The organism is Streptococcus sanguinis (assembly GCF_001078705.1).
Classification (GTDB): Bacteria; Bacillota; Bacilli; order Lactobacillales; family Streptococcaceae; genus Streptococcus; species Streptococcus sanguinis_D.
This window is the reverse complement of sequence record NZ_CDMW01000001.1, coordinates 646,181-670,465: the sequence shown is the minus strand read 5'-3', so window position 1 is coordinate 670,465 and position 24,285 is coordinate 646,181. Positions and strand designations below refer to the sequence as shown.

At 45.3% G+C, this 24,285-nt stretch carries 27 protein-coding genes; 3 read left to right on the top strand and 24 right to left on the bottom strand.

Annotation, left to right across the window (positions count from 1 at the left end):
* From obgE to cdaA, 6 genes are all read right to left on the bottom strand, one after another.
* Complete coding sequence (gene obgE / locus SSV_RS03565) at positions 1-1,311, bottom strand: GTPase ObgE (protein WP_072073718.1); 1,311 nt, start codon at positions 1,309-1,311, stop codon at positions 1-3.
* A gap of 50 nt (positions 1,312-1,361) precedes the next feature.
* A complete protein-coding gene (locus SSV_RS03560) occupies positions 1,362-1,490 on the bottom strand; it encodes a DUF4044 domain-containing protein (protein ID WP_002895969.1) in 129 nt (42 codons plus the stop codon).
* Between the two features lie 117 nt (positions 1,491-1,607).
* Positions 1,608-3,368 (bottom strand): Ig-like domain-containing protein, encoded by a 1,761-nt coding sequence (locus SSV_RS03555; protein WP_176693546.1) that lies wholly within the window; start codon positions 3,366-3,368, stop codon positions 1,608-1,610.
* Between the two features lie 66 nt (positions 3,369-3,434).
* Positions 3,435-4,787 carry a phosphoglucosamine mutase gene (glmM, locus tag SSV_RS03550; protein ID WP_072073716.1) on the bottom strand — a complete coding sequence of 451 codons (1,353 nt, stop codon included), beginning with the start codon at positions 4,785-4,787 and terminating at the stop codon, positions 3,435-3,437.
* A gap of 94 nt (positions 4,788-4,881) precedes the next feature.
* Positions 4,882-5,646: a CdaR family protein gene (locus SSV_RS03545; protein WP_176693545.1), complete on the bottom strand. Its 765-nt coding sequence runs from the start codon at positions 5,644-5,646 to the stop codon at positions 4,882-4,884.
* Entirely contained in the window at positions 5,634-6,482 is an 849-nt protein-coding gene (gene cdaA / locus SSV_RS03540; protein ID WP_002902726.1) for a diadenylate cyclase CdaA, read from the bottom strand. Before cdaA ends, SSV_RS03545 begins: the two co-directional genes overlap by 13 nt.
* A gap of 232 nt (positions 6,483-6,714) precedes the next feature.
* On the opposite strand from cdaA, the gene murT reads away from it, so the two are divergent.
* From murT to SSV_RS03525, 3 genes are read left to right on the top strand one after another with little or no spacing between them, the layout of a single operon-like run.
* The gene (murT, locus tag SSV_RS03535) at positions 6,715-8,058 is read left to right on the top strand and encodes a lipid II isoglutaminyl synthase subunit MurT (protein WP_072073714.1); all 1,344 of its coding nucleotides are present in this window, start codon (positions 6,715-6,717) and stop codon (positions 8,056-8,058) included.
* Positions 8,058-8,843 (top strand): lipid II isoglutaminyl synthase subunit GatD, encoded by a 786-nt coding sequence (gatD, locus tag SSV_RS03530; protein WP_072073713.1) that lies wholly within the window; start codon positions 8,058-8,060, stop codon positions 8,841-8,843. The genes murT and gatD overlap by 1 nt, the downstream gene beginning before the upstream one ends.
* An 18-nt stretch (positions 8,844-8,861) precedes the next feature.
* Entirely contained in the window at positions 8,862-9,119 is a 258-nt protein-coding gene (locus SSV_RS03525) for a lipopolysaccharide assembly protein LapA domain-containing protein (RefSeq protein ID WP_002910164.1), read from the top strand.
* Between the two features lie 18 nt (positions 9,120-9,137).
* Here SSV_RS03525 and SSV_RS03520 read toward each other — a convergent pair whose 3' ends face one another.
* From SSV_RS03520 to SSV_RS03435, 18 genes are all read right to left on the bottom strand, one after another.
* Positions 9,138-10,319 (bottom strand): MFS transporter, encoded by a 1,182-nt coding sequence (locus SSV_RS03520; protein WP_072073712.1) that lies wholly within the window; start codon positions 10,317-10,319, stop codon positions 9,138-9,140.
* A gap of 78 nt (positions 10,320-10,397) precedes the next feature.
* Complete coding sequence (locus SSV_RS03515) at positions 10,398-11,261, bottom strand: Rgg family transcriptional regulator (protein ID WP_072073711.1); 864 nt, start codon at positions 11,259-11,261, stop codon at positions 10,398-10,400.
* A gap of 4 nt (positions 11,262-11,265) precedes the next feature.
* On the bottom strand, positions 11,266-11,622 hold the full coding sequence (locus SSV_RS03510) for a hypothetical protein (protein WP_072073710.1): 357 nt from the start codon (positions 11,620-11,622) through the stop codon (positions 11,266-11,268).
* A 45-nt stretch (positions 11,623-11,667) separates the two neighbouring features.
* Complete coding sequence (locus tag SSV_RS03505) at positions 11,668-13,563, bottom strand: ABC-F family ATP-binding cassette domain-containing protein (RefSeq protein WP_072074907.1); 1,896 nt, start codon at positions 13,561-13,563, stop codon at positions 11,668-11,670.
* A gap of 100 nt (positions 13,564-13,663) precedes the next feature.
* Positions 13,664-14,029 carry a hypothetical protein gene (locus SSV_RS03500; protein ID WP_072073709.1) on the bottom strand — a complete coding sequence of 122 codons (366 nt, stop codon included), beginning with the start codon at positions 14,027-14,029 and terminating at the stop codon, positions 13,664-13,666.
* A 4-nt stretch (positions 14,030-14,033) separates the two neighbouring features.
* Entirely contained in the window at positions 14,034-14,753 is a 720-nt protein-coding gene (locus SSV_RS03495) for a matrixin family metalloprotease (protein WP_049553467.1), read from the bottom strand.
* Positions 14,754-14,930: 177 nt separating this feature from the next.
* Complete coding sequence (locus SSV_RS03490; protein ID WP_072073708.1) at positions 14,931-15,791, bottom strand: DNA/RNA non-specific endonuclease; 861 nt, start codon at positions 15,789-15,791, stop codon at positions 14,931-14,933.
* Between the two features lie 58 nt (positions 15,792-15,849).
* Positions 15,850-16,032, bottom strand: a complete 183-nt coding sequence (locus tag SSV_RS03485; protein WP_072073707.1) for a DNA-directed RNA polymerase subunit beta — start codon at positions 16,030-16,032, stop codon at positions 15,850-15,852.
* A complete protein-coding gene (gene murA, locus SSV_RS03480; RefSeq protein WP_002917491.1) occupies positions 16,025-17,305 on the bottom strand; it encodes a UDP-N-acetylglucosamine 1-carboxyvinyltransferase in 1,281 nt (426 codons plus the stop codon). Before murA ends, SSV_RS03485 begins: the two co-directional genes overlap by 8 nt.
* 67 nt (positions 17,306-17,372) lie before the next feature.
* Complete coding sequence (locus SSV_RS03475; protein WP_002897901.1) at positions 17,373-17,603, bottom strand: DUF1146 family protein; 231 nt, start codon at positions 17,601-17,603, stop codon at positions 17,373-17,375.
* 174 nt (positions 17,604-17,777) lie between these two features.
* Complete coding sequence (locus SSV_RS03470) at positions 17,778-18,200, bottom strand: F0F1 ATP synthase subunit epsilon (RefSeq protein WP_072073706.1); 423 nt, start codon at positions 18,198-18,200, stop codon at positions 17,778-17,780.
* A gap of 7 nt (positions 18,201-18,207) precedes the next feature.
* Complete coding sequence (atpD, locus tag SSV_RS03465; RefSeq protein ID WP_002895993.1) at positions 18,208-19,614, bottom strand: F0F1 ATP synthase subunit beta; 1,407 nt, start codon at positions 19,612-19,614, stop codon at positions 18,208-18,210.
* Positions 19,615-19,652: 38 nt separating this feature from the next.
* Complete coding sequence (locus SSV_RS03460; RefSeq protein ID WP_002895995.1) at positions 19,653-20,534, bottom strand: F0F1 ATP synthase subunit gamma; 882 nt, start codon at positions 20,532-20,534, stop codon at positions 19,653-19,655.
* A 15-nt stretch (positions 20,535-20,549) separates the two neighbouring features.
* Complete coding sequence (gene atpA / locus SSV_RS03455; RefSeq protein WP_002895997.1) at positions 20,550-22,055, bottom strand: F0F1 ATP synthase subunit alpha; 1,506 nt, start codon at positions 22,053-22,055, stop codon at positions 20,550-20,552.
* A 15-nt stretch (positions 22,056-22,070) separates the two neighbouring features.
* A complete protein-coding gene (locus SSV_RS03450) occupies positions 22,071-22,607 on the bottom strand; it encodes a F0F1 ATP synthase subunit delta (protein ID WP_072073705.1) in 537 nt (178 codons plus the stop codon).
* The gene (gene atpF / locus SSV_RS03445; RefSeq protein WP_072073704.1) at positions 22,607-23,101 is read right to left on the bottom strand and encodes a F0F1 ATP synthase subunit B; all 495 of its coding nucleotides are present in this window, start codon (positions 23,099-23,101) and stop codon (positions 22,607-22,609) included. Before atpF ends, SSV_RS03450 begins: the two co-directional genes overlap by 1 nt.
* 18 nt (positions 23,102-23,119) lie before the next feature.
* Positions 23,120-23,836: a F0F1 ATP synthase subunit A gene (gene atpB, locus SSV_RS03440; RefSeq protein WP_072073703.1), complete on the bottom strand. Its 717-nt coding sequence runs from the start codon at positions 23,834-23,836 to the stop codon at positions 23,120-23,122.
* A 35-nt stretch (positions 23,837-23,871) separates the two neighbouring features.
* Positions 23,872-24,072, bottom strand: a complete 201-nt coding sequence (locus tag SSV_RS03435) for a F0F1 ATP synthase subunit C (RefSeq protein ID WP_006596628.1) — start codon at positions 24,070-24,072, stop codon at positions 23,872-23,874.
* Positions 24,073-24,285: the final 213 nt, after the last annotated feature.

Sequence of the window (24,285 nt, the reverse complement as noted above, 5' to 3'; positions counted from 1 at the left end):
TTAGTCAACGAATTCAAACTCGAACTTGCCGATGCGGACCAGGTCACCATCCTTGGCTCCACGAGCGCGAAGGGCTTCATCAACGCCCATACCACGCAGTTGACGGGCAAATTTCATGACTGCCTCATCACGGTCAAAGTTGGTCATATTAAAGAGCTTCTCAAGCTTGTCACCTGACAGCACCCAAGTCGCATCATCATCACGAGAAATTTCAAAGGCTGGCGCTTCTTCGTCAAAGCCATAGTAAGCTTCTTCTTCCATTTCAGACTCATCGTAAAGCAAGAACTCTGGTGTCTTGTCCAGTAATTCTGCGGTCGCATCCAAGAGGGTCGCAAGTCCCTGCTTGGTCAGACTGGAAATGGGGAAGATTTGCGGTAGTTCCGCAAACTCATCATAATTAGCCGCTAATTTTTCTTTGAATATCTTGAGATTTTCATCACTATCTGGCATGTCCATCTTGTTTGCAACAATAATCTGCGGGCGCTCCATGAGACGAAGATTGTAGGATTCCAACTCTTTATTGATAGCTAGATAGTCCTCATAAGGGTCACGTCCCTCACTTGCTGACATATCAATGACATGCAGGATAACCCTTGTCCGCTCAATATGGCGGAGAAACTGGGTTCCCAGTCCAACCCCTTGGCTAGCACCCTCGATCAAGCCTGGCAAATCCGCTACTGCAAAGGACTCACCAGAGTGAGTACGGACCATGCCTAGATTGGGCACGATTGTCGTAAAATGATAAGCACCAATCTTAGGCTTAGCTGCTGTGATAACACTGAGCAAAGTGGATTTTCCAACAGATGGGAATCCGACCAAACCAACGTCTGCTAGAACCTTGAGCTCCAGCAGAAGCTCTCGCTCTTGACCTGGTTCTCCGTTCTCAGAAATCTCCGGAGCAGGATTTTTAGGCGTTGCAAAGCGGATATTTCCTCGACCGCCTCGGCCACCACGCGCTACGATAAATTCTTGACCATTTTCTACCAGGTCCGTCAGCACCTTGCCAGTCTCAGCATCACGAACCGTCGTCCCCTGTGGCACTCGAACAATCAAGTCCTCAGCCCCTCGGCCATGCATTCCCTTGGTCATACCCTTTTCACCAGACTGAGCCTTGAAGTGGCGATTATAGCGAAAATCCATCAGGGTACGCAGACCTTCGTCTACGACAAAAACAACATTGCCGCCACGACCGCCATCCCCGCCCCAAGGACCGCCATTAGGGACATATTTTTCACGGCGAAAGGCCACCATGCCATCGCCACCATTGCCAGCCTTAACTTGAATCTTGGCCGTATCTAAAAACATACTCATTTTTTCTATTCTCTTTTTCTAGTCTAAAAAAACGCCCTGAAGCGTTTGGATTAAAAGATTGCGCTGAGAGCGGAAGCAAAGATTGCTCCAACTGTCACGATGAGCATGATAATCACGACCAGCATCGTCAATTTTTCAAATCCTGTTTTTTTGCGTTGTCCGTTATCACCAAAAGCCACGATAACACCTCTATCCTTTAAAAATTACTAGGTCTATTCTAACACGATTGCTCCGTTTTTTCAAATGGAAAAGCATGTAAAAAGGCTTTAAGAGAAAACTCTTAAAACCTTTGAATCTTATCTAGTCTTTTTTTGAAGAAAGACATAGCTTCCAAAGCCAACTAAGATTGCCAAACCTGCAACTGACAGCCAAAGTGTCGTTTCTTGACCAGTCTTAGGCAGAACCTTTTTGTTGCCTCCTGCAGCACCCGGATCATTGGTACCATTGTTTGAATTGTTATTTCCATTTCCTGGATTATTCGTCCCACCCTTTGGATCATCAGAACTCTTATCAGGGGTATTGTTACCATTGTCTGGGGTATTATTTGGGTTGTTGTTTGGATTATTATTTGGGGTATTGTTAGGGTTGTTATTTGGATTGTTTGGATTGTTGTTATTTCCAGGGTTAGGTGGCTGAACTGCCTTGCCTGGATCATTACCTCTATAGGTATTTGTAAAGACTGGATCTAAATCATATTTAACAGATCCCAAAAACTCACCATTCACATCTTTAACAGTAACTGTCAGCTGAGCTTCCTTGTCATCATAGATGTAGTTAGCATCATTGCCCGGAATTTCCTTAATGCTGTAGCGGTAGTCCCCAGCTGCATTATAGTTCAAGGCTTTGAAATTGATAGAACCATCAGCTTCATTGGTAGCTGTTTGAAGTAAAACACCGTTTTCGTCAAAGAGACCAAAAGTAAATTGACCCTTCTCTAACACTTTATTAACAAGTTTTTTCTGTGCCTGAATCTTCACATCTTTTGCTAGCACAGCGCTTCCTTTACCAGAGCCCTCTTCCAAGCGGACTGACTTAGTAATAGTGCGTTCTGGGAAGCCTTTTGCTGTCCAAGATAACTTGTTGTTAACCACATCGCCCACTTTTGTACCTTCTGGTACGCGAGTAGAGTACTCGATGTACATTGGCCAGTTATAGTTATCACCAAAGTTGATGGTAAAACCGTTAGCATCGCCATTAGCGTTTTGGGTTAGGACTGCTTTGTTAGTAAAGTTATCAACTACAGGCAGAGTAAGGATATGAGCTTCATTGCGGATACCACCTTCTACAGGAGCATAGCGGACAGCCCGCAGCGTACCAGGAACCAGTGTCAGACCATCACCAAAGGTGTCTGAAATTACCATGTTACGAAGCATGTCCTGTCTTGCATTCAGGATAATACGCCATTTAACAATACTCGGATCAGTGCTGTCCTGGTAGCCATATTTCATTTCATACTCACCAGCAGTTCCTTCTTCTTTCTGGTATTGGAAAGAAAAGTTTGTCTGGCCAAATTTGAAGGAAACAGGACCTGTTTCTTTGACTTTTTCGTTATTGATACGAACATTAAAGCCCAAAGATAGCTCTTTCTTTTGGGTATAGTTTGTGAAGTAGTTACTGAAAGTCACTGTAACTGACTGAGTCGCCGGGTCAGTTTGAGCTGTACCGACTAACTCTCCCGTATGATTAACAACATCATAGACATCGAAGTTTAAGGCAGTAATCAGACTTAATTCTTCCGGAAGTTTAAAAGTCAGGGTATCCCCTTCAGCTATATTTTGAGCCGCTGGAAATGTGAAGTTGGTTGTTACAGACAAGGTTTCATTAGTCTTAACAGTTGAGTCACTTGTTAATGGCTCACCATCCTTAGTAATGCTGGTTTGCTGACTGTATTCAGTTACTTCAGAAGCCTGAGTTCGAGCAGCAAAACCTAAACCTGTAACAATAGCTGTTAATAAGATAAGAATTTTAAAAATAATTGTATTTTTATTTTTCATCTTTTTCTCCTTTCGTAGCTTATTATACCAAGAGTATTGCAATTTATCAACATTTTTATTCATAGTGTTTAAAAATTCATAACAATGTAAAAAAACCAAGACGTTATGTCTCAGTTTCTTTACGTTTTATTACTCAATTCCAATTTCATCTCGAACAACATTGGCAATGGTATCTACATAATAATTTACTTCTTCGTCAGTTGGTGCTTCAGCCATGACCCTCAGCAGAGGCTCAGTTCCACTCGGACGAACCAAAATCCGGCCATTGCCAGCCATTTCGGCTTCCATTCTCTCAATCACCGTCTTGATAGCTGGGACTTCCATCGCCTTATCCTTCATGCTGTTTTCCACACGGATATTGACCAGTTTCTGCGGATAGATGGTTACTTCAGCAGCCAATTCAGATAGTTTCTTACCTGTTTCCTGCATGACCTTGGTCAATTGCACAGCTGAAAGCTGACCGTCACCTGTCGTATTGTAGTCCATGATGATAACATGCCCAGACTGCTCGCCACCTAGATTATAGCCATTCTTGCGCATTTCCTCCACTACATAGCGGTCACCGACTGCTGTCACAGCTTTTTGAATACCTTCACGATCCAAAGCCTTATGGAAGCCAAGGTTGGACATGACGGTCGTAACAATGGTATTCTGCGCCAGCTCGCCTTTTTCAGACAGGTACTTACCGATAATGTACATAATCTTGTCACCATCTACCAGCTCACCATTTTCATCCACAGCAATCAAGCGGTCGCTATCTCCATCAAAGGCCAGACCAATCGCTGCACCAGACTCACGAACAACTTCCTGCAAAGCTTCAGGATGCGTAGACCCGACATTCAGATTGATATTGAGGCCGTCTGGATTTTCTCCGATAATGGTCAACTGTGCGCCGAGGTCTGCAAAAATCTGACGAGCGCTGGTTGAAGCCGCACCGTTGGCCGTATCTAAGGCCACATGCATTCCTTCTAGTTCAAAACCAGTTGAAACTAAGTATTGTTGGTACTTGCGCAGCCCTTCTGGATAGTCCACCAAGTCACCTAAACCTTCGGCACTTGGACGTGGCAAGGTATCTTCTGCTGCGTCCAACAAAGCTTCGATTTCCAATTCACGCTCATCATCCAACTTATAGCCGTCACCACCAAAGAATTTGATACCATTATCCAAAGCTGGATTGTGGCTGGCAGAAATCATGACTCCGGCGCTGGCCTTCTCTGACTTGACCAGATAAGCTACACCAGGCGTTGCAATGACACCCAGTTTATAGACATGAATCCCAACGGACAAAAGTCCTGCAACCAAGGCGCTTTCCAGCATTTCTCCTGAAATTCGAGTATCACGGCCAACAAAGACCCGAGGAACTTCACTTTCATGCTGGCTCAGAACATAACCACCAAAACGGCCGAGTTTAAAGGCCAATTCCGGCGTTAATTCCACATTTGCTTCTCCGCGAACACCATCGGTTCCAAAGTATTTACCCATTATAAATAGTTTCCTTTCATAAGACCTGGATGTAAAGATTTAGGCTGCAAGCAAGGCAGACCGCTTTAATCCAAGTTTATTTTCAAAATTTTAGTTAGTTTTTATTTGATGAGCTCGTATTTGAGCTGCTGTTAGAGGAGGACGAGCCAGAGTTGTCTGCTGTTTTAGTGTTGACACGCATAGTCGTTTCAAATGGTGTCACCACGCTTGGCATGACATTACCCTGTCCATCAACAGCCTGCAGCGGTGCTGTCCCGCTATAGTTGCCGGTGATAATGACATTGGTCGGGAGAATGGCTACGACATACTCAATCTTAGATAGAGTCTCCTCGTCACTGGTTACTGTAGCTTCCTTATTTTCCAAGGTTACACCACTGATAGACACATTTTCAGCCACCTGGCTGTCTGTGATGAGGTAGCGGACCTCAACCTTCTTGCTGGCTTTTTTACCAATCTTAACAGAAATCTTCTGGGGAGTGACTGTAGCAGTCAGACCGCTCGGCAGGTTTTCCACTTTTAGCGGAATCTCTACTGTTCCTTCTGTAGCCTTGGAAAGATCAGCTACAACTCGAAACTTCCGAGTACTTTCCTGCATTTCACTGGCTAGATTGACCCGGTTGGAGCCTGTCAGGGCAACGGAAACTTCAGAAGTAAAGCCACTGATAAAGTAATTCTCGCTGTCATATTTGATGTCAATTGGCACATTGGAAACCGTATTGGTATAAGTTTCAGATGTGACCTGTCGAACTCCAGTATTGTTTTGATAACTGCTAGAGGTTGCATAGACAAAAAGCACTAGGGCAAAGAAAAACGAAGAGATGATATAAAGAATTTTTTTACGTTTTTTCATTTCTTCCATCCTCCCATGAAGCGTTTTTTCAAACCTGCTGGCTTGTCCTGCTCTGATAAGAAGACCTTTCTCAGCTCTATCTCAAACTCATCCAAAGTCAAATCATGCTTGAAAATTCCATTGTGTGTAGTGGAAATACCGCCGGTTTCTTCTGAAACGACAAAAGTAAAAGCATCTGATACTTCAGACAAGCCAATAGCTGCGCGATGACGGGTTCCAAACTCCTTAGAGATGCCGCTACTTTCTGTCAGAGGCAGGTAGGCACAGGAAGCCGCAATCTTATTGTTTTTTATGATGACAGCTCCATCGTGCAATGGCGTATTGGGGATAAAAATGTTGATTAGCAGCTCTCCGGACACATCTGCATCTAAAGGAATCCCTGTCGCAATGTACTCCTGCAAGGTGCGGGTTCCTTGAATGGCTACCAAAGCCCCGATTTTCCGCGGACTCATATAGGCAACAGACTTGACAAAGGCCTGAACCATTTTTTCTTCGTTACTGATGGGCGTCGTAGAAAATATATCCGTTGCTCGGCCAAGCTTTTCTAATCCTGCCCGAATCTCAGGCGAGAAAATCACCACGGTCGCAATAACCCCGTAAGTGATGACCTGATTAATCAGCCAAGAAATGGTGGTCAAGCCGATGATATTGGCAAAAAACTGTGCCAAGATAAAGAAGAGCACACCGCGGACCAAAATCATAATCTTCGTACCAGCAATGGCCTTAATCAGATAATACAAAATCCACGCGACGATAGCGACGTCAATAATATTAATTACAATCCTCCAAGGGTCAGAAAACAAACTGGCCCAATACTGGAGATTGGTTAGTTGTTGAAAATTCATACTTAGACTTCCTACTCCTCTACAAGCAAAATCAAACAGCTGTAGCAACAAATCGAACTTATGAAATCTAGTATTAGCCTGATTTTATCTTGTAGTTAGAGTTCACTCAATTAACTTCTCTCTTTTTATTTTACAGTGGGTCTTAATGCTTAAAGACTTACCAACCCATTATATCACGTTTATCAATATTTTTCTGTAACCTTCTTTACTTTTTTATGATAAAATATTTCTTATGAAGATAAATACAGCCTTGGGCCTCTTGGCGGGCAAGTCCTCCCACTTTGTTCTCAGCAAAATGGGACGTGGCTCGACCCTGCCAGGGAAAGTTGCCCTGACATTTGACAAAAACATTTTACAAAACCTAGCAAAGAACTATGAGGTCGTGGTTATTACCGGAACCAATGGGAAAACTCTGACTACAGCTCTGACAGTGGGCATTCTCAAGGAAGCTTTCGGAGAAGTGGTGACCAATCCCAGCGGTGCCAATATGATTACCGGGATTACCACAACCTTCCTGACCGCTAAGAAAGGCAAATCTGGCAAGAATATCGCTGTGCTGGAGATAGACGAAGCCAGCCTATCTCGGATTTGTGATTATATCAAGCCTAGCCTCTTCGTCTTTACCAATATTTTCCGAGACCAGATGGATCGCTATGGTGAGATCTACACGACCTACCAGATGATTCTGGATGCGGCAGCTAAGGTTCCTGAAGCGACTGTGCTGATGAATGGCGACAGTCCTCTCTTTAACTCGGTCAGCCTAAAGAATCCTGTCCGCTACTATGGATTTGATACCGAGAAAGGCCAGGCTCAGCTGGCTCACTACAATACAGAGGGCATCCTCTGTCCCAAGTGCGAGCATATCCTCAAGTACGAGCTCAACACCTATGCTAATCTGGGAGCTTATGTCTGTGAGGACTGCGGCTTCAAGCGTCCTAAACTTGACTACAGCCTGACCGCTCTCAAAACACTTGAGCATAACCGCTCTGCCTTTACCATTGATGGACAAGACTATCAAATCAATATCGGCGGTCTTTATAATATCTACAATGCCTTGGCTGCTGTATCAGTAGCTCAGTTCTTTGGCGTTGAGCCGGCTACTATCAAGGCTGGTTTTGACAAGAGCCGGGCTGTCTTTGGCCGTCAGGAAACTTTCAAAATCGGCGATAAGGAATGTACCTTAGTCTTGATTAAAAATCCGGTTGGGGCGACCCAAGCACTTGATATGATTGGGCTTGCGCCCTTTGACTTTAGCTTGTCTGTCCTGCTCAATGCCAACTATGCAGACGGCATTGATACCAGCTGGATCTGGGATGCTGACTTTGAGAAAATGCTAGAGATGGAGATTCCTCATGTCATTGCAGGCGGTGTGCGCCACTCTGAGATTGCTCGTCGACTTCGGGTAACCGGCTATCCAGCAGATCTGATTACCGAAGTCAAAGATTTGGAAGCAGTCTTTAAGACTATTGAACAGCAAGAAACCAAGCATGCCTATATCTTAGCAACTTATACTGCTATGCTGGAATTCCGCGAGCTACTGGCAGAACGACAAGTGGTCAGAAAGGAGATGAAATAATGGTATACAGATCCCTCACTTCTCCTGAAAACCAGGACTATTGCTATGATATAAAGATTGCTCATCTCTATGGCAATCTCATGAATACCTACGGCGACAACGGCAATGTCCTCATGCTCAAGTATGTGGCTGAAAAGCTAGGCGCTAGGGTTGAAGTCGATATCGTCTCTCTAGAAGATGACTTTGACAAGGACAGCTACGACATCGTCTTCTTTGGCGGAGGTCAAGACTATGAGCAAACAATCGTGGCTCGTGACTTGCCAGCTAAAAAAGAAGCTTTGGAAAGCTTTATCAATGAAAACGGCGTAGTGCTAGCCATCTGCGGTGGCTTCCAACTTTTAGGCCAATACTATATCGAGGCTTCTGGCCGTCGAATTGAAGGTCTGGGCATCATGGGTCACTATACCCTCAACCAGACCAAAAACCGCTATATCGGTGACATCAAGATTCATAACGAAGAATTCGATGAAACCTACTACGGCTTTGAAAATCATCAAGGACGGACTTTCCTCGCTGACAATGAAAAACCTCTGGGCAAAGTCGTCTATGGAAATGGCAACAACCAAGAGGATGGTTGCGAAGGTGTTCATTATAAAAATGTCTTTGGCTCCTACTTCCATGGCCCCATCTTGTCCCGCAATGCGAACTTGGCCTACCGTCTGGTGACCACTGCTCTGAAAAACAAGTATGGATCAGATATTAAACTGGCTGCTTATGAAGATATCCTTGCCCAAGAAATCCCAGAAGAATACGGAGATATCAAAAGCAAGGCTGAGTTTGAATAGACAAACAGGAGAATCATTATGAAGGAAAAATTGCATTATATCTTGCTTTTAATTACCATTCTATTGGTGGCCAGTATTTCCTTGGCCAATATGCAGAGTGTCAATGTTAGCTTTATCTTGTTCAGCTTCAAACTACCCTTGATTATATTGATTTTAATTTCAGTGCTCCTGGGTTCTGTCACGACTTTTCTCATCAGCATGGTGAAAAATTTCTCACTGAAAAAAGAGCTTAAAAAAACCAAAGAAGCACTTAAAAATTCCCATACAGAAAACTAGGTTGGAAATCACTCCAGCCTAGTCTTTTTGTATTCTCTTTTGATAAAGGTAGGAAATCAAAGCCAATCCCACCACTCCGAAACCAATCAGAAGAAAGGAAAGGGTGTGGACACTCGGCAGAAGAGTCATCAGAAAAGTCGCAGGAGGCATGAAAAGAATTGCTAGCGTGTAGATCGTTGAGAAAACGCGGCCTAGATACTGCTTGTCCACCTTGGTCTGAACTTGGCTGAAGAAATGAATGTTGAAAACAGTCATAAAGAGCTCACAGATAAGATTACCAGAATAGGAGAAATATGGATGAACCGGTAGCAAGGCAGAGACACCCATGACTGCGACTCCAACACCAGTCAATAGCAGAGCTAGGAGTAGATTTACTATACTGGCCTTAACCTTGCTGGCTAGAACGGCTCCAACGATTGAGCCTACAGCTCCCAAACTCAAAATAGTCGCATAAGAGCCGGTCTTGCCGTAGAGCTGATTGGTAAAAGGCAGTAGGTAATTAAAGGCCGCAAAGAAAAAGTTGACGGCGGAAGCTACCAAGAGCAGAAAGAAGATTTCTTTTTGCTGACGGATATAAACTAGCCCTTCCTTAATATCTCTCAGGATATTGCCAAGATTAATAGGAGACTTCTGTTTGCTTGGCTCATGATTAGGTAGAAAGTAAACCAAGGCGAAAGCCAGAAAGAAGCTAAGGGCATCCAGTTGAAGAGTGATGCGCAGATTTGCATACTGCATCACGATAAAAGACAAAACTGGAGCTGAGACACTGATAACCTGCAAGGCTAGCTCCAGATGAGAATTATAGGCTACGATGTCTTCCTTGTCCACAATTTCGGTAATATAAGATTTATTAGCTGGCCTAGAAAAAGCAAAGGCTATAGCCTGGACCACATTAGCAAAAATCAGCGCCCCAATCATGAGCTGGTCATTAGAAATAAAAGAAATCAGCAGACAAAGTCCAGCACAAATCAAGTCCGTTACCATCAGCACCTTACGTTTGGAAAAGCGGTCCGTAATAGCTCCCCCCAAAGGATTGAATAAGATGGAAGTGACTAGCTCTGATATCTGATAAATGCCCAAGACCTTCTGTCCCAGAGCTCCCAAAGAAGCAAGCCAGATGCTGTTTCCATAGTCATAGAGCATATTTCCAATTTTATTAATAGCAGCCCGTGTAATCAGCTGTGCAGCATGTCGATTCATAAAAATACCTCCTTCCATTTCTGAAACTATTGTATCAGAAATAGAGGGAGGTTCTTTGTTTTTCCCATATTCGGGATATTATATTTTCACAAACTTATGGAAATGCTCTTGATAATAATCAACTTGCTCAGGTAGTCCCAGCACTTCAAAGATGTGCACGGCTTCTTGCATTTGCCGAATCCCTTGCTTCTTCTGCCCCTTCTGATAAGCCGCGAAGCCCTTGAGATAGAGGAACACATTGCGTTCATAGAGTTTGATGCCTTTGCCAATGATTTTCTCTACGTAAGCCTCAAAATAACTAGCCTTATCAAAAGAACAGCTTTCCAAACAATGCTGGTAGCAATTAAGAGCTAGAATCAAGACCAGTCTCTTATGGCGACCGATTTCTTTGTAGTAGTCCTCCCGCTCCATAACTTCCTTGCCCAGACGGTAGACATAGTCCACATCATAAAAACTATAGAGATTGCCAAAGAGAATCAGCTCATACATAGTCCAGTCTTCCACTTGGAAAAGATAATCAGCCACCTTATCTAAATCCTCTTGCCTCATGCGAAACTGACTGTCCCGCTGACAAATCAAGCCCTGCATCAAAATCCAATTCAGTTCATAGTAAAGAGGCGCACTGCTGGCCTCGGCCTTTTCCAACTGCTCCGCTTGCAAGTCTTGAAATCCCTTGATGTCATTTGAGTAGTAAAGAGGAATAATCTGACCCATCATGGCCACGTGCTCATGCTGCTGGAAATTCCGTGCCTTGTCCATAAAATTTTCAAGGGTCACATGAATATTGTCCAAGAGATCTAAAAATTTCGAGAGGGTCATATCCGACTCACCCAGCTCAAAACGAGACAGCTGAGAAGTCGAGCAAACCTGACCCGCCGCTTCCTTCAATGAATAATGTCCATTTAAACGAAAATCACGAAAAACTTTGCCTAAATCTTCCATTTGTTTACCACTTCAATTCTTTCAGTTGCTTTTCCAAATCCTGTAAATAGGCTTCATCCAAGCCATTCCGGTCTTTTACTGGGGCTTCCAGACTGGCCAGATAAAGCAAGAACTGGTCCGCCAGTATCTCATATTGATGGAAAGGCAGGCGCTTCATCTGGGCCTGAACGAAATCAGCTGCCTCTGCAAAATACTCGCTTTCCAGCAGCTCTTGCAAATAATCAGCTCCATCAAGCTGCCGGCCTTGCTCATCTTCAAACTGCCCCAGATCCAAATGCTTGATTGTCAGGCGCAGAGCCGAACCAAGCATATTGGCCACTCCCTTGATCTGCCGCATAAACCAATCGTTTTCTGTCGTCATCAGTAGCTCCTTTCAAAGCGGGCGGACTGACTGCCCCTAAAAATACTACACCTTCTCTGCTAGCTCTTCCCATTCTAACATGGCTTCTTCTTGGTCGGCGGTCAGCTGGTCGATTTGCTGCTGGCTCTCCATGAGTTCGCCAGCGTCGTTGGTAGCCTCCATAGCTTCCTGAAGCTGACTGATCTGACTGTCCAAGTCCTCAATTTGCGCTTCCAATTGCTCTAAGCGGCGGGCCAGCCGACGCTGTTCTTTCTGGTTTTCCTTTTGAAGCTGATAGTCATTGGCAGGTGCTGACTTGTCAGGACTGGCTTGCTCCGACTCCTCACGCAAGGCTTCCTGCTCTGCCTTTTTCTCCAGATAGTAGTCATAATCACCCAGATAAAGGGTGGAGCCTGTTTCAGAAAGCTCGATGATTTGTGTGGCCACGCGGTTGATAAAGTAGCGGTCATGGCTGACAAAGAGCAGGGTGCCGTCAAAGTCAATCAGGGCATTCTCCAGCACTTCCTTGCTGTCAATGTCCAGGTGGTTGGTCGGCTCATCTAGGATGAGGAAGTTGTTGTTTTCCATAGACAGCTTGGCTAGAAGCAGACGCGCCCGCTCTCCACCCGATAGCATGCCGACAGACTTCTTGACATCGTCGCCCGAGAAGAGGAAAGCGCCTAAGCGATTGCGAATTTCGACCTCCGGCGTCAGCTTGAAGTCATTCCATAGCTCGTCAAGTACCGTATTGCTGGCAGTCAGTTTGCTCTGGGTCTGGTCATAGTAGCCCACTTCCACATTAGCCCCCAGCTGCTCCTTGCCTCTGATGAAGGGCACTTGCCCGATTAGTGATTTAATTAAGGTCGTCTTTCCAATCCCATTTGGTCCGACGATAGCTACCGCATTAAACTTGCGAATATCAAGGTTAATCGGCTCCGACAGGACTTCCTCTCCGTAGCCAATAGCTGCGTCTTCCAAGGTCAGAACAACATTGCCCGAAACCTTATCGGATTTGAAGGTCATATTAGCCGATCGACTGCCGGTCTCCGGCCTGTCCAAACGCTCCATCTTTTCCAGCTGCTTGCGACGGGACTGAGCCCGCTTGGTAGTGGAGGCTCGAACTAGATTGCGATTGACAAAGTCCTCCAGCGCAGCGATTTCTTTCTGTTGCTTTTCATAGTTCTTAGCTTCAGTGGCTAACTTCTGCTCCTTTTGGACCACAAAGCTAGAGTAATTGCCCACATAGCGATCCAAGGAATGCTTGGTCAAATCCAGCGTCATGGTCGCAACCTTATCTAGGAAATAGCGGTCGTGGCTGACGATGATCAAGGCACCGCTGTAGTTAATCAAGTAAGTCTCCAGCCAGGCAATGGTCTCGATATCCAAGTGGTTGGTCGGCTCGTCCAGTACCAGCAACTCTGGCTTTTCCAAAAGCATCTTAGCCAGAGCCAGACGGGTATTCTGCCCGCCCGAAAGCTCAGAAATCTTCATCTGCCACATGGACTGGTCAAACTTGAATCCATTCAAAATCGCTCGAATATCGGCCTCATAGGTAAAACCACCTTTCTGGCGAAAGTCCTCTGACAGCTGGTCGTACTGGGTCATGAGAGCCGTCAGGTCTTCCCCTGACAATTCTCCCATTTGCAGCTCCATCTGCCGCAAGCGTTTTTCTTGCTGACGCAGACTATCAAAGACCAGCAGCATCTCGTCGTAGATGGTATTCTCCGACTCAAAGCGGCTGTCCTGAGCCAGATAGGACAGGGACAGGTCTCGTTTTTTATTGATCTGACCAGAAGTAGGCTCTTCCTCGCCCACAAAAATCTTGAGCAGGGTTGACTTCCCAGCTCCATTTTTACCGACGAGGGCAATCCGGTCACCCTCATCCACCTGCAGGTTAATATTGTCAAAAAGAAGCTCCCCTGCAAAAGAGCGCTCAATCTTGCTTGCTTGTAAAATAATCATAAGACCATTATAGCAAATTTCCAGAAGCACAGCTATCAGAATTCAAGAGAAAGCGAACTCAGCTCCCCCAAAAGAAAAAAGACAGTCATATCAGACTGCCTTACATAAAACTATTGAGAATAGATTGATTCTGCAAAATCAGATAAATTCCCAGCAGAATCAGAACCGCAAAGACAACAAATTTAATCATTCCCTTGATCAGACGAATAACCAGAAGGATAATCATGGATCCAACTAGCCACATAAAGGCGGAATTGTGAAAAAATCCCTTAACCGCCTCAATATTCTGACCGAAGAAGACCTGAATGGGTGCCGGAACATGATTTTCCCAAGCCGCTGTCACTCCTAGCTGGTTGGCAATCTCATTGCCGCTTTTCCATAGCCAGACAAAGATTCCTGAGTTAAAAACAAAGAGAAAAACTTGCTCTGGAAAGTGTCGAATCAAGTAAAAAATAGATTTTAACATAGGCTTACGATTGATACAAGTCTTTTACAGCCTGGATATCTGTCGGCTGGATACTGTAAAATGAGCCTGCTGACTGCATCACTGATTCCTCCTCATTATGGTCTAATCCGATAGCATGGCCCAATTCGTGCGCTGCTGTATTGACAATCCGCTCATGGGAATAAGCATAGCGACTGTCCAGCAGGTAGTAACTATTAAGGCGAACCGTGACATGGGTAAACCGCTTGGTTAGGAGATTGGTCTGCGACTCAGCTTCACCAGCTGCACTGACGTTACCATCGTTCATCTCCGTCGCAACAATGTCCGCCTTGTCTTTGTCATTGATGATTTGAAAGGTGAAGGCACCTGTTTGATTCCAAGAATCAATGGCCTCCTTATAGGCTGAACGGAAGGTTTCATTATTTGTATCGATATAAATCGTGGCACTTGGCTGATCCCAACGAGCCCCTGTTGTTGCATGCTCATCTGTCAGCTGATCCGTCTGCGTCTCCTCACTGCTGTGAAGCCCCGTGGAAATGCCTTGGTGATTTAAAAATTGATCCACTCTGCCAACAGCTGTCTGAACAGCCTGCGTCAGTCCCTCTGTACCCGGCTCTGTCGAAGTGGTAAAATAGAAAATTCCGACAATAACCATAAAGCTCAGGACAAAGGACCAGGCAAGTCCCCAAACCACGCGCCCAATCAGACGCATAAGGAACCGGATGCTTTTAAAAATAAGTCCCATTGCAACCTCCTTTACTAGATTGTAAGAGAACGTTGATTTTACCACCGCTTTCTTAAAGAAGACTGAAAAATTAGCCTTCTTTCTATCTATTATTATAAAAGAAAATGACTACAAATCTGCAACCATTTCTTTTCATTCTAATGAATACTCTTTGCAAATCCATTTTTGAGTATAAAATTAAGAACCTCTATCCAGACTGACCCTGCCACTATTATAGTCCAAGCGAATCCCTTTTTGCACATTCGGGATAAAGACATTGAATTCCAGACTACCATCGCTGGACTTGGCCTCTAGATGAGAACCAACCGGCACTAAATCCGTCTCCGTAGCATAAATCAAGGTTACCCGGTAGCGCACCCGCTTGTTCTTATCCAAAGCCTTCCGGATCTTTGTCTCGTAGTAATTCTGCCCTGTCGAGTCTGCTTCATTGGCTTGGTTGGACCAAGCCGTCTGCACAGCAATATTGGCAGGATTGCTGGTGGAGGCGTCAAAGCCCTTCAAACCACCGATCAGCGAATAGGCCAAGAGATGTCCTCGGTCCACAGCGTGATTGTACTCACCAGGGAGGTTCTTGAGTTGATGCCAGCCTGCCGGTACCCATGAAGTGTTGGCATTTCCAGTTTCTTCCCGTTTTTTGTACTGGCGGGTAGACTTGGATAAAAAGGCATTCGCCACTGTCGGAAGGTTTTGTCCTTGTACAAGCTTGGTCTTATTGACAGCGTAGGGTTTACTAGAAATCCCCGCATCCAAGTCCGTCTTATTCCCATTCACGATAAAGGCGCCAGCTCCGTTCCATTCAATGCTGCCTTTGAGTTGAGCTCGGACAGCATCCGTCAGAACGCTCTCAGCCAGTTCCCGACTAGGGGTTCCCTGATCTTGGACTTGCCCAACTCTGATTTCTGATTTTGGACTCTGAAGTGGCTGCTGACCATCCTGTCCCCAGAAATAGCCAGCCAGCGCCAAAATCAGGGCCAGAGTCAGCCCAGCCCAGCCTTGCAGGCTCTTAGAATTCCTTTTCTGACTAGTCTTTCTTTTCATCTTCTTTCTTTCAACTTAGCAAACTGGATTCATTTCAGCCAGTCTTTTCAACTAGGAGCTAGTTTCCAGTAAACTTCCCGATTAATTCTTGCCAGGTTTCTGGTGACCAGATAGAGCCCTTGCCGTTTCCGATAACATTATAACCAATCATCAAAGCCACGAAAAAGAGAATCACGGCTACCAAGAGAACCAGTAAAACAAGGCTAATCTGCCGGCCTAAATATTTAAGATTTTCACTCATCGTCTTCTTCCTTTACACGCTTCACTTTGGCTCCCAAGGCTGCCAATTTCTCATGGAATTTATAGTAGCCTCGGTCTAAGTGTACAAGCTTGCTGACCTTAGTCTCGCCTTCAGCAATCAAGCCCATCAGAATCAAAGTCGCACTGGCTCGGAGATCTGTTGACATGACTTCAGCTCCCTGAAGACTGCCGCCACCCCAGATGCGAGCTGTGTCACGCATGATATCAGAGTGCAGCCCCATCCGACGCATTTCCTCCAGATGCTGGAAACGGTTCTCAAAAACAGTCTCAATCATCGTAGACTCGCCCTTGGCCATAGCCATGAGCGCCGTAAACTGAGCCTGCATGTCGGTAGGGAAGCCCGGATAAGGAAGGGTCTTGACCGAAACCGGTCTCAGCTTCGAAACATCGGAACGAATCCGAATCCCTTCATCTTCCTCTGTCACTTCCACTCCCATTTCCTGCATTTTGGAAAGCAGGGGACGGTTGTGCTCCCAAATGGCATCCTCAATCAGCAGGTCACCGCTGGTCATAGCTGCAGCAACCATAAAAGTTCCTGCTTCGATACGGTCTTGAACCACATTATGCTTGGCCCCTCGCAGCTGATCCACTCCGACAATGGTCAGAGTCTCAGTACCTGCTCCTCTGACCTTGGCTCCCATTTCATTCAAAAAGAGAGCTAGATCAACGATTTCAGGCTCCCGAGCAGCATTTTCGATCACTGTCGTGCCTTGAGCCAGCGTTGCAGCCATCATAATGTTTTGCGTTGCTCCTACACTAGGAAAGTCCATGTAAATGTGAGCTCCCTTGAGCCGCTCTGCCTTCGCTTCGATGTAACCCGCTGTCTGGGTAATCTGAGCTCCCATGGCTTCTAAGCCTTTCAGGTGCAAGTCAATAGGCCGACTGCCAATCGTACAGCCGCCTGGCATAGAAACCTTAGCATGGCCATTACGAGCCAGAACTGGCCCCAAAACAACGATAGATGCTCGCATTTTGCTGACATATTTGTAAGGTGCCTCCTCGGACAAGGGCTGGGTGGCATCCACAACAACTGTATTTTCTTCCTGATTAAAATCCACCTGAGTGTTTAAACCGCGGACCACATTGTTCATGGTAAAGACATCAGACAAGACCGGAACATTTTTCAAAACTGACTGGCCCTCGCTGGCCAATACTGTAGCTGCTAAAAGAGGCAGCACCGCATTTTTTGCTCCTTCAATTTTGACCTTTCCGACCAAGCGATTATCTCCACCTTGAATAATAATTTTTTCCATACCGATTCCTTACTCTAAATTTTTAAAATCATCCATACTATCATACCATAAAATCAAAAATATGACCTTATAAAGTACCGTTAAAAATCGCCCGGCTCATATCGTAAATACCAATGAAGAAAAGGCTGACTAAATAGCCCAAGGCGATACTGAACAAGAGAATCAAAAAGCGAATCTTCATGGCATTATCGGCATTAACCTTAAAAAACCTCTCCCACTCAACAACCGTTGACAGCAGATGAAAGGCAAAGAAAATAAAGAGCAGATGACTGCATAATTTAAAAATAACTTCTACCATAACTTTTATTATACCACAAGACTTCAGTCAGGGACGAACTAAACAGTCCTGCCCTTTTTCTTTGAAAAAGAAAACTGAGACATTTCTGCCCCAGTTTTATCTATTCAGTTTGTATGTATGAGATCATCTTACCAGATGATCAATTCTTCTGCCAATCCAGGCAAGAAGAGCTTCTTAGATTCTTGTTCCGACATTGATTCGGTTGATTGCCCGCTGCAGGGCAATCTTAGCCCGGCGTTCTTGGTCAATCAAGTGCTTGTCTTGAGCTTCCTCAATTTCCAGCTCAGCCCGACGCTTAGCCCGCTCAGCCCGACTAATGTCGATATCACGCGCACGCTCAGCTGAATCCGCCACAATGGTAATGACATTGTCTGCAATTTCAATGATTCCGCCGTTGACCGCAATCCAGTCGATATGCTTGTCATCATCAACCCGACGCACCTTAACCTGATCCACTTCTAAAACAGCGATGGTATTGATATGGCGGGGCAAAATCCCTAGCTCACCATCAATGGTCTTTACGGAAACAAATGCAGCATGGTGATCATAAATAAGACCATCCGGTGTCACGATTTGTACTGTCATTTGAGCCATCATTCACCTCTTAGAATCCCATTTTCTCAGCCTTGGCCAATACATCCTCGATGGAGCCCACACCACGGAAAGCATCTTCCGGCAGCTTATCGTGCTTGCCTTCAAGGATTTCCTTGAAGCCACGAACCGTTTCAGCTACTGGTACATAAGAACCAGGCTGGCCGGTAAACTGCTCTGCCACATTGAAATTTTGTGACAGGAAGAACTGAATCCGCCGCGCACGCGCTACCAGCGTCTTCTCATCATCTGACAACTCATCCATACCAAGGATAGCAATGATGTCCTGCAATTCATGATAACGTTGCAAGACCCGCTTAACCTCTGCTGCCACTGCATAGTGCTCTTCTCCGACAATCTCTGGTGAAAGGGCACGAGAGCTGGAAGCGAGTGGATCCACAGCTGGATAAATCCCCAGCTGAACCAATTTCCGTTCTAGGTTGGTCGTAGAGTCCAAGTGAGCAAAAGCTGTCGCTGGTGCTGGGTCAGTATAGTCATCCGCTGGTACATAGATAGCCTGGATGGAAGTAACGGAACCTTTCTTGGTCGATGTAATCCGCTCCTGTAACTGTCCCATTTCTGTCGCAAGTGTTGGTTGGTAACCAACGGCTGATGGCATGCGGCCCAAAAGGGCAGACACTTCCGAACCAGCCTGCGTAAAGCGGAAGATGTTGTCAATAAAAAGCAGCACGTCCTGACCTTCCACATCACGGAAATATTCCGCGATAGTCAGTCCAGTAAGAGCAACCCGCATCCGAGCTCCTGGCGGTTCATTCATCTGACCAAAAACCATGGCCGTCTTTTCGATAACGCCAGACTCTTTCATTTCCCAGTAGAGGTCATTCCCTTCACGTGTCCGTTCACCAACACCCGTAAAGACAGAAATCCCACCGTGCTCTTGAGCGATATTGTGAATCAATTCCTGAATCAGGACTGTCTTCCCAACTCCGGCACCGCCAAAGAGACCGACTTTCCCACCTTTCAGATAAGGAGCTAGAAGGTCGATAACCTTAATCCCTGTTTCCAGGATTTCTGATGAAGTCGATAGTTCATCAAAGGTCGGTGCCTTCTTATGAATCGGCTGACGCTCTGCATCCTCTGCAAAAGGCGCATCCAAGTCAATAGTGTCTCCTAGGACATTGAAGACCCGACCCAGAGTTTCCTTGCCGACCGGCACAGAAATCGGACGACCAGTATCCAAGACCTCCAAACCACGCGTCAAACCATCGGTCGACTCCATGGCAATGGTCCGCACCACACCGTCACCAAGCTCAAGAGCTACTTCAAGGACGATTTTTGATTTTTTCTCATCATTTTTATAGACTACAAGTGCATTATTTATCTCAGGTAGTTTGTCTCCGGCAGCAAACGCAACGTCTACGACCGGCCCGATAACCTGAGCAATTTTGCCTGAGCTCATGTTTTTTCCCTCGTTTAATTTCTAATTCATTTGTGGTCTTATTCCAGGGCACTTGCACCCGCCACGATTTCAGTAATTTCCTGCGTAATGGCAGCCTGCCGAGCGCGGTTGTACTGAATAGTCAAATCACTGATGACCTTTTTAGCATTGTCTGTCGCTGTCTGCATAGCAGTCATACCAGCAGCATTCTCAGCTGTTTTGGCATCAATAATGGCACCGTAAATCATGCTCTCTGCAAACTGGGGCAGCAGTTGGTCCAGGATAGAATCCCGACTGGATTCCAGCTCCAGATTCAGCGTATAATCTTCATCAGCTTCATTAGGGTCCAAGTCAATGATTGGCAGCATCTGCTCCACCCGCATCTGACTGGTCAGACTGTTGACATGGTGGTTATAGCAGACATAGAGCTCATCAAAGAGCTCATTCTGATACATTTCAATGGTCTTGCTAATGATTTTACGGACCTCATCAAAGCTAGGCTGATCGGCCAGACCACGCAGCTCATACACTGGCTGAATGCCCCGAGCTCGGAAGAAATCGGCACCGACACTTCCGATACAGATGACTTCAAAGTCCTCTCCTGTCGGATGGTACTCAGCTTTCAGCTCCATCAAGGCTTTGAGAATGGTCGCATTGTAGCCGCCTACCAGACCGCGGTCAGAAGTGATGACGATATAGGCTGATTTCTTAACTGGCCGACTGATTAGCATTGAGTGGTGACGGGCATTTTCTGCCTCGTGGCCATGCAGCATATCCGTAACCAACTTACGCACTTTCTGGGCATAGACCTGAAAGTTTTTAGCTGCTTCCTCAGACTTTCCCAACTTAGCAGCAGAAACCATCTGCATGGCATTGGTGATTTGACTGGTGTTTTTCGTGGATGCAATTTTATTTTTAATATCATTTAATGAAACTGCCATCTGACACCTCGATTCTTATTTGAAGCTAGACTGGTCTATAAACTCAGTAATGGCAGCATCCAAGACTTCCTCACTTGGAAGGTCTTTCGTTGTCCGAATGGTTTCATAAATGCTTTCTTGATGTGCATCAAAATAGGCAAATAATTCTGACTCAAAGCGCAGAATATCGTCTACTGGCACACTGTCTAAGAAACCATGGGTCAAAGCATAGAGAATCACTACCTGCTTTTCAACCGGCAGCGGCTCGTGAATCGGCTGCTTCAAGACTTCTACAGTCCTGCGGCCACGATTGAGCTTAGCCTGCGTTGCCGCATCCAAATCACTACCAAACTTAGTAAAGGCCTCAAGCTCCCGATAAGAAGCCAGGTCGATACGCAGGGTTCCAGCTACTTTCTTCATAGCCTTGATTTGGGCAGAGCCCCCAACCCGTGATACAGAAGAACCTGCATCAATGGCTGGACGTACCCCAGCATTGAACAAGCTGTCGCTTAGGAAAATTTGTCCGTCAGTGATTGAAATCACGTTGGTCGCGATATAGGCCGAAATATCTCCTGCCTGCGTTTCAATAAATGGCAGAGCAGTAATCGAACCACCGCCCAGCTCATCAGAAACCTTGGCTGAACGTTCCAAGAGACGGCTATGCAGATAGAAAACATCTCCAGGAAAGGCCTCACGGCCTGGCGGACGACGGAGCAGGAGAGACAGTTCACGGTAGGCCACCGCTTGTTTAGACAGATCATCATAGACAATCAAAACATGCTTTCCATTGTACATGAACTCTTCAGCCATCGCTACGCCAGCATAAGGCGCTAGGAAAAGCAAAGGCGACGGCTGTGAAGCAGAGGCTGTCACGACAATCGTATAGTCCAGAGCACCATACTGGCGGAGCGTTTCTACCTGCGTACGGACTGTAGATTCTTTCTGACCAATTGCCACATAGATACAAATCATATCCTGACCTTTCTGGTTCAGGATGGCATCAATAGCAATGGTTGTCTTCCCAGTCTGACGGTCCCCGATAATCAGCTCCCGCTGGCCGCGGCCAATTGGAACCAAGGCATCAATGGCCTTAAGACCTGTCTGTAAAGGCTCAGATACTGACTTACGCTGCATGACACCCGGAGCTGGTGTTTCAACCGGGCGTGTCTTATCCGTGACAATGTCACCAAGTCCATCAACAGGACGCCCCAGCGGATCAACAACCCGCCCAATCAAGGCCTCTCCCACAGGAACTTCCATGATTTTACCAGTCCGGCGAATGGTATCTCCCTCACGAATGTCTGTAAAGTCTCCCAAGATGATAATCCCAACATCGGTTGACTCTAAATTTTGCGCCATACCATAAGAGCCATTTTCAAAGATTAAGAGCTCTCCGCTCATAGCCTTATCCAGTCCATGAGCGCGCGCGATTCCATCACCAATATAAGTGACGACCCCTGTTTCTGTGACGTCAAAATTTGGCTGGAAATTTTCAATTTGTTGCTTAATTAAAGCGCTGATTTCTTGTGCGTTAATCGCCAAAATTCACACCACTTTCTATTTCAATTTTTCTTTTACGACTTGCAATTGACGTTTTATGCTTGCATCAATTGTTTTGTTATTGGCAGAGATGACAAAGCCGCCAATCAAGCTGCTGTCCAATTCTTCCTTGAGCGAGCGAACCTTTAGTCTCATCTTCCGCTCAATAATCGGCCGAATCTTCTCCTTCTGACTGGCTGTCAAAGGCTGAACAGAGCGCAGCGTCACCTCAAACTCATTGCTGATCTTTTCAAGCTGGTGCTGACTCTCCAGCACAATCTCATAAAAGAGGTCCTCACGATGATTGAGAATGACAATTTCAATCAGATTATCAAGCAGCTGCGAACCAGAGTTTTGAAAGAGTCGCAGACTCTTCTCTTTCTCATGGTCACTGACGCCGATATGTGACAAAAAGTCAGCAAGGCCGGTCTCCGCGAAAACAGCCTTAATCTGACTCAGTTTTTCAAAAACATCTTCTTGCTGACCTTTTTCAAAGACCGTCTGAACAAAAGGCAAAGCATATTTCTCAATGATTGCATATTGCTTCTTATCCATCAGGCATCTCCTAACTGTTTGATATAGCGGTCAATGAGCTCGCTCTGAGCTTCCTTATCCAGTTCCTGACTCAAAATCTTACTAGCGAGAGTCACTGTCAAGTCAGCCACTTCTCCTTTGATGCTGCTCATAGCCTCTGCCTTATTTTGGGCAATTTCCTGATTGGCTTTAGCCTTCAGACGCCCTGCTTCTTCTGCTGCATCAGCTAGGATTCCAGCCTTGTTCTTTTCAGCTGTCTCCTTAGCTGTCTCAACAATAGCAACGGCTTCCGCACGACTTCCTGCCAGAGCTTCCTCGCGCTTTTGCGCCAAGTCTTCTGCCTTCTTACGAGCAGCTTCTGCACCATCAATATCGTCTGAAATCTTTTGAGCGCGCTGGTCTAAAATCCCGACAATATTGCCCCAAGCAAACTTCTTAATGAGAAATACTAAAAGAAGAAAGGAGCCGGCAATCAGGATAAAGTTGCCAATAATTTCACCTATGGTTATGTTCATCTTATCTATCCTTTCTTTTTATTCTTCCTCACCATTAATCTTTTTACCAAGATACATAGATGTTAGCATGGTAAAAACATAGGCTTGGATACAGGAAATAAAGATGGAAAAACCAGTCCAAACCATGTTCATAATAAAGGCAATTGGATACCAAAATGCTGCTTGATTTGCCCACATGAGGAGCAAACCAGCCAGTACCTCACCTGCAAAAATGTTTCCATATATCCGCAAAGCTAAGGAAGCAAAATTAGTGAACTCTTCCAAGATATTCATGGGTGTCATGATACCCGGAGTCACAAAACCTTTTAGATATCCTTTTATCCCTTGACGTCGGACTCCTTCAACATGACAGAAAATCGTCACCAAAAGAGAGAATCCCAAGTCAAAAGCGAGATTAGCTGTTGGCGATGTCCAGAGATTAAAGCCGTTGGTTGTCTGAACCTTAGCCATCAATCCCAAGTTATTAGCCACCACTACGAAAAGAAAGAGGGAGAATAGAAAGAGCGAATAATTCTTCATATAATGCTCGCCAATATTTCCCTTGGTAAAATCCATGACAAAGTCATAGACATATTCCAGAGCATTCTGCTTTCGTGACGGCTTAATCGTCATCTTTCGACTTGCCCAATAAACAAATCCAAAAGTTACAAGCACCGTCAGCAGTGTCATGGCCAGCAGGGTCAAATCAAAGGTCACAGGACCGACATTGATAGTTGGATTGATACTTTCTTCCAACAGATGACACCCCCTTTTCTAAAGAGAATTCTTTCTTATTTGATAACAAAGGCCATAGCCAGCGTTACAAAGAAAGTACCTTCGACAAAGGCAATTCCCAAGATTAGGAGGCTTCTCAATTGACCGATAATTTCTGGCTGACGAGACGCTGCCTTAAATAAATTACTCATGATCAAACCTTCAGCAATTGATACGCCAAAGCAGGCAAAACAAAGTCCTAAAAATGTTAAATTCATGATGACTTCTCCTTAATATTTTTTAAATTACTTCCTTAGTTTACTCCTAAAATATCGAATAGTCAATCTTTTACACAATTGTAAGCGTTTTTTGTTTTTTTCTTTTGTTATATAAAATTTCTTACCAAAAGCAATTAAATATTTATCAACATACAAACTATTCTGCTATATAAATAAGAAGAAACCGTCTAGAATTTTACTTATTTCCTATAT

Excerpts from the sequence above, each read along its gene's own strand:
- SSV_RS03525 (WP_002910164.1), top strand. The coding sequence starts at position 8,862 with ATGAAGGAAAAATTGCATTATATCTTGCTTTTAATTACCATTCTATTG.
- murT (WP_072073714.1), top strand. The coding sequence starts at position 6,715 with ATGAAGATAAATACAGCCTTGGGCCTCTTGGCGGGCAAGTCCTCCCAC.
- SSV_RS03435 (WP_006596628.1), bottom strand. The coding sequence starts at position 24,072 with ATGAATTTAACATTTTTAGGACTTTGTTTTGCCTGCTTTGGCGTATCA.
- SSV_RS03470 (WP_072073706.1), bottom strand. The coding sequence starts at position 18,200 with ATGATGGCTCAAATGACAGTACAAATCGTGACACCGGATGGTCTTATT.
- SSV_RS03485 (WP_072073707.1), bottom strand. The coding sequence starts at position 16,032 with ATGAGTGAAAATCTTAAATATTTAGGCCGGCAGATTAGCCTTGTTTTA.
- SSV_RS03510 (WP_072073710.1), bottom strand. The coding sequence starts at position 11,622 with ATGACGACAGAAAACGATTGGTTTATGCGGCAGATCAAGGGAGTGGCC.
- SSV_RS03520 (WP_072073712.1), bottom strand. The coding sequence starts at position 10,319 with ATGAATCGACATGCTGCACAGCTGATTACACGGGCTGCTATTAATAAA.
- atpF (WP_072073704.1), bottom strand. The coding sequence starts at position 23,101 with ATGAACATAACCATAGGTGAAATTATTGGCAACTTTATCCTGATTGCC.
- glmM (WP_072073716.1), bottom strand. The coding sequence starts at position 4,787 with ATGGGTAAATACTTTGGAACCGATGGTGTTCGCGGAGAAGCAAATGTG.
- gatD (WP_072073713.1), top strand. The coding sequence starts at position 8,058 with ATGGTATACAGATCCCTCACTTCTCCTGAAAACCAGGACTATTGCTAT.
- SSV_RS03505 (WP_072074907.1), bottom strand. The coding sequence starts at position 13,563 with ATGATTATTTTACAAGCAAGCAAGATTGAGCGCTCTTTTGCAGGGGAG.
- SSV_RS03490 (WP_072073708.1), bottom strand. The coding sequence starts at position 15,791 with ATGAAAAGAAAGACTAGTCAGAAAAGGAATTCTAAGAGCCTGCAAGGC.
- SSV_RS03555 (WP_176693546.1), bottom strand. The coding sequence starts at position 3,368 with ATGAATAAAAATGTTGATAAATTGCAATACTCTTGGTATAATAAGCTA.
- SSV_RS03515 (WP_072073711.1), bottom strand. The coding sequence starts at position 11,261 with ATGGAAGATTTAGGCAAAGTTTTTCGTGATTTTCGTTTAAATGGACAT.
- SSV_RS03545 (WP_176693545.1), bottom strand. The coding sequence starts at position 5,646 with ATGGAAGAAATGAAAAAACGTAAAAAAATTCTTTATATCATCTCTTCG.
- SSV_RS03450 (WP_072073705.1), bottom strand. The coding sequence starts at position 22,607 with ATGGATAAGAAGCAATATGCAATCATTGAGAAATATGCTTTGCCTTTT.
- SSV_RS03460 (WP_002895995.1), bottom strand. The coding sequence starts at position 20,534 with ATGGCAGTTTCATTAAATGATATTAAAAATAAAATTGCATCCACGAAA.
- atpD (WP_002895993.1), bottom strand. The coding sequence starts at position 19,614 with ATGAGCTCAGGCAAAATTGCTCAGGTTATCGGGCCGGTCGTAGACGTT.
- SSV_RS03475 (WP_002897901.1), bottom strand. The coding sequence starts at position 17,603 with ATGGTAGAAGTTATTTTTAAATTATGCAGTCATCTGCTCTTTATTTTC.
- obgE (WP_072073718.1), bottom strand. The coding sequence starts at position 1,311 with ATGAGTATGTTTTTAGATACGGCCAAGATTCAAGTTAAGGCTGGCAAT.
- murA (WP_002917491.1), bottom strand. The coding sequence starts at position 17,305 with ATGGAAAAAATTATTATTCAAGGTGGAGATAATCGCTTGGTCGGAAAG.
- cdaA (WP_002902726.1), bottom strand. The coding sequence starts at position 6,482 with ATGAATTTTCAACAACTAACCAATCTCCAGTATTGGGCCAGTTTGTTT.
- SSV_RS03500 (WP_072073709.1), bottom strand. The coding sequence starts at position 14,029 with ATGTTAAAATCTATTTTTTACTTGATTCGACACTTTCCAGAGCAAGTT.
- SSV_RS03495 (WP_049553467.1), bottom strand. The coding sequence starts at position 14,753 with ATGGGACTTATTTTTAAAAGCATCCGGTTCCTTATGCGTCTGATTGGG.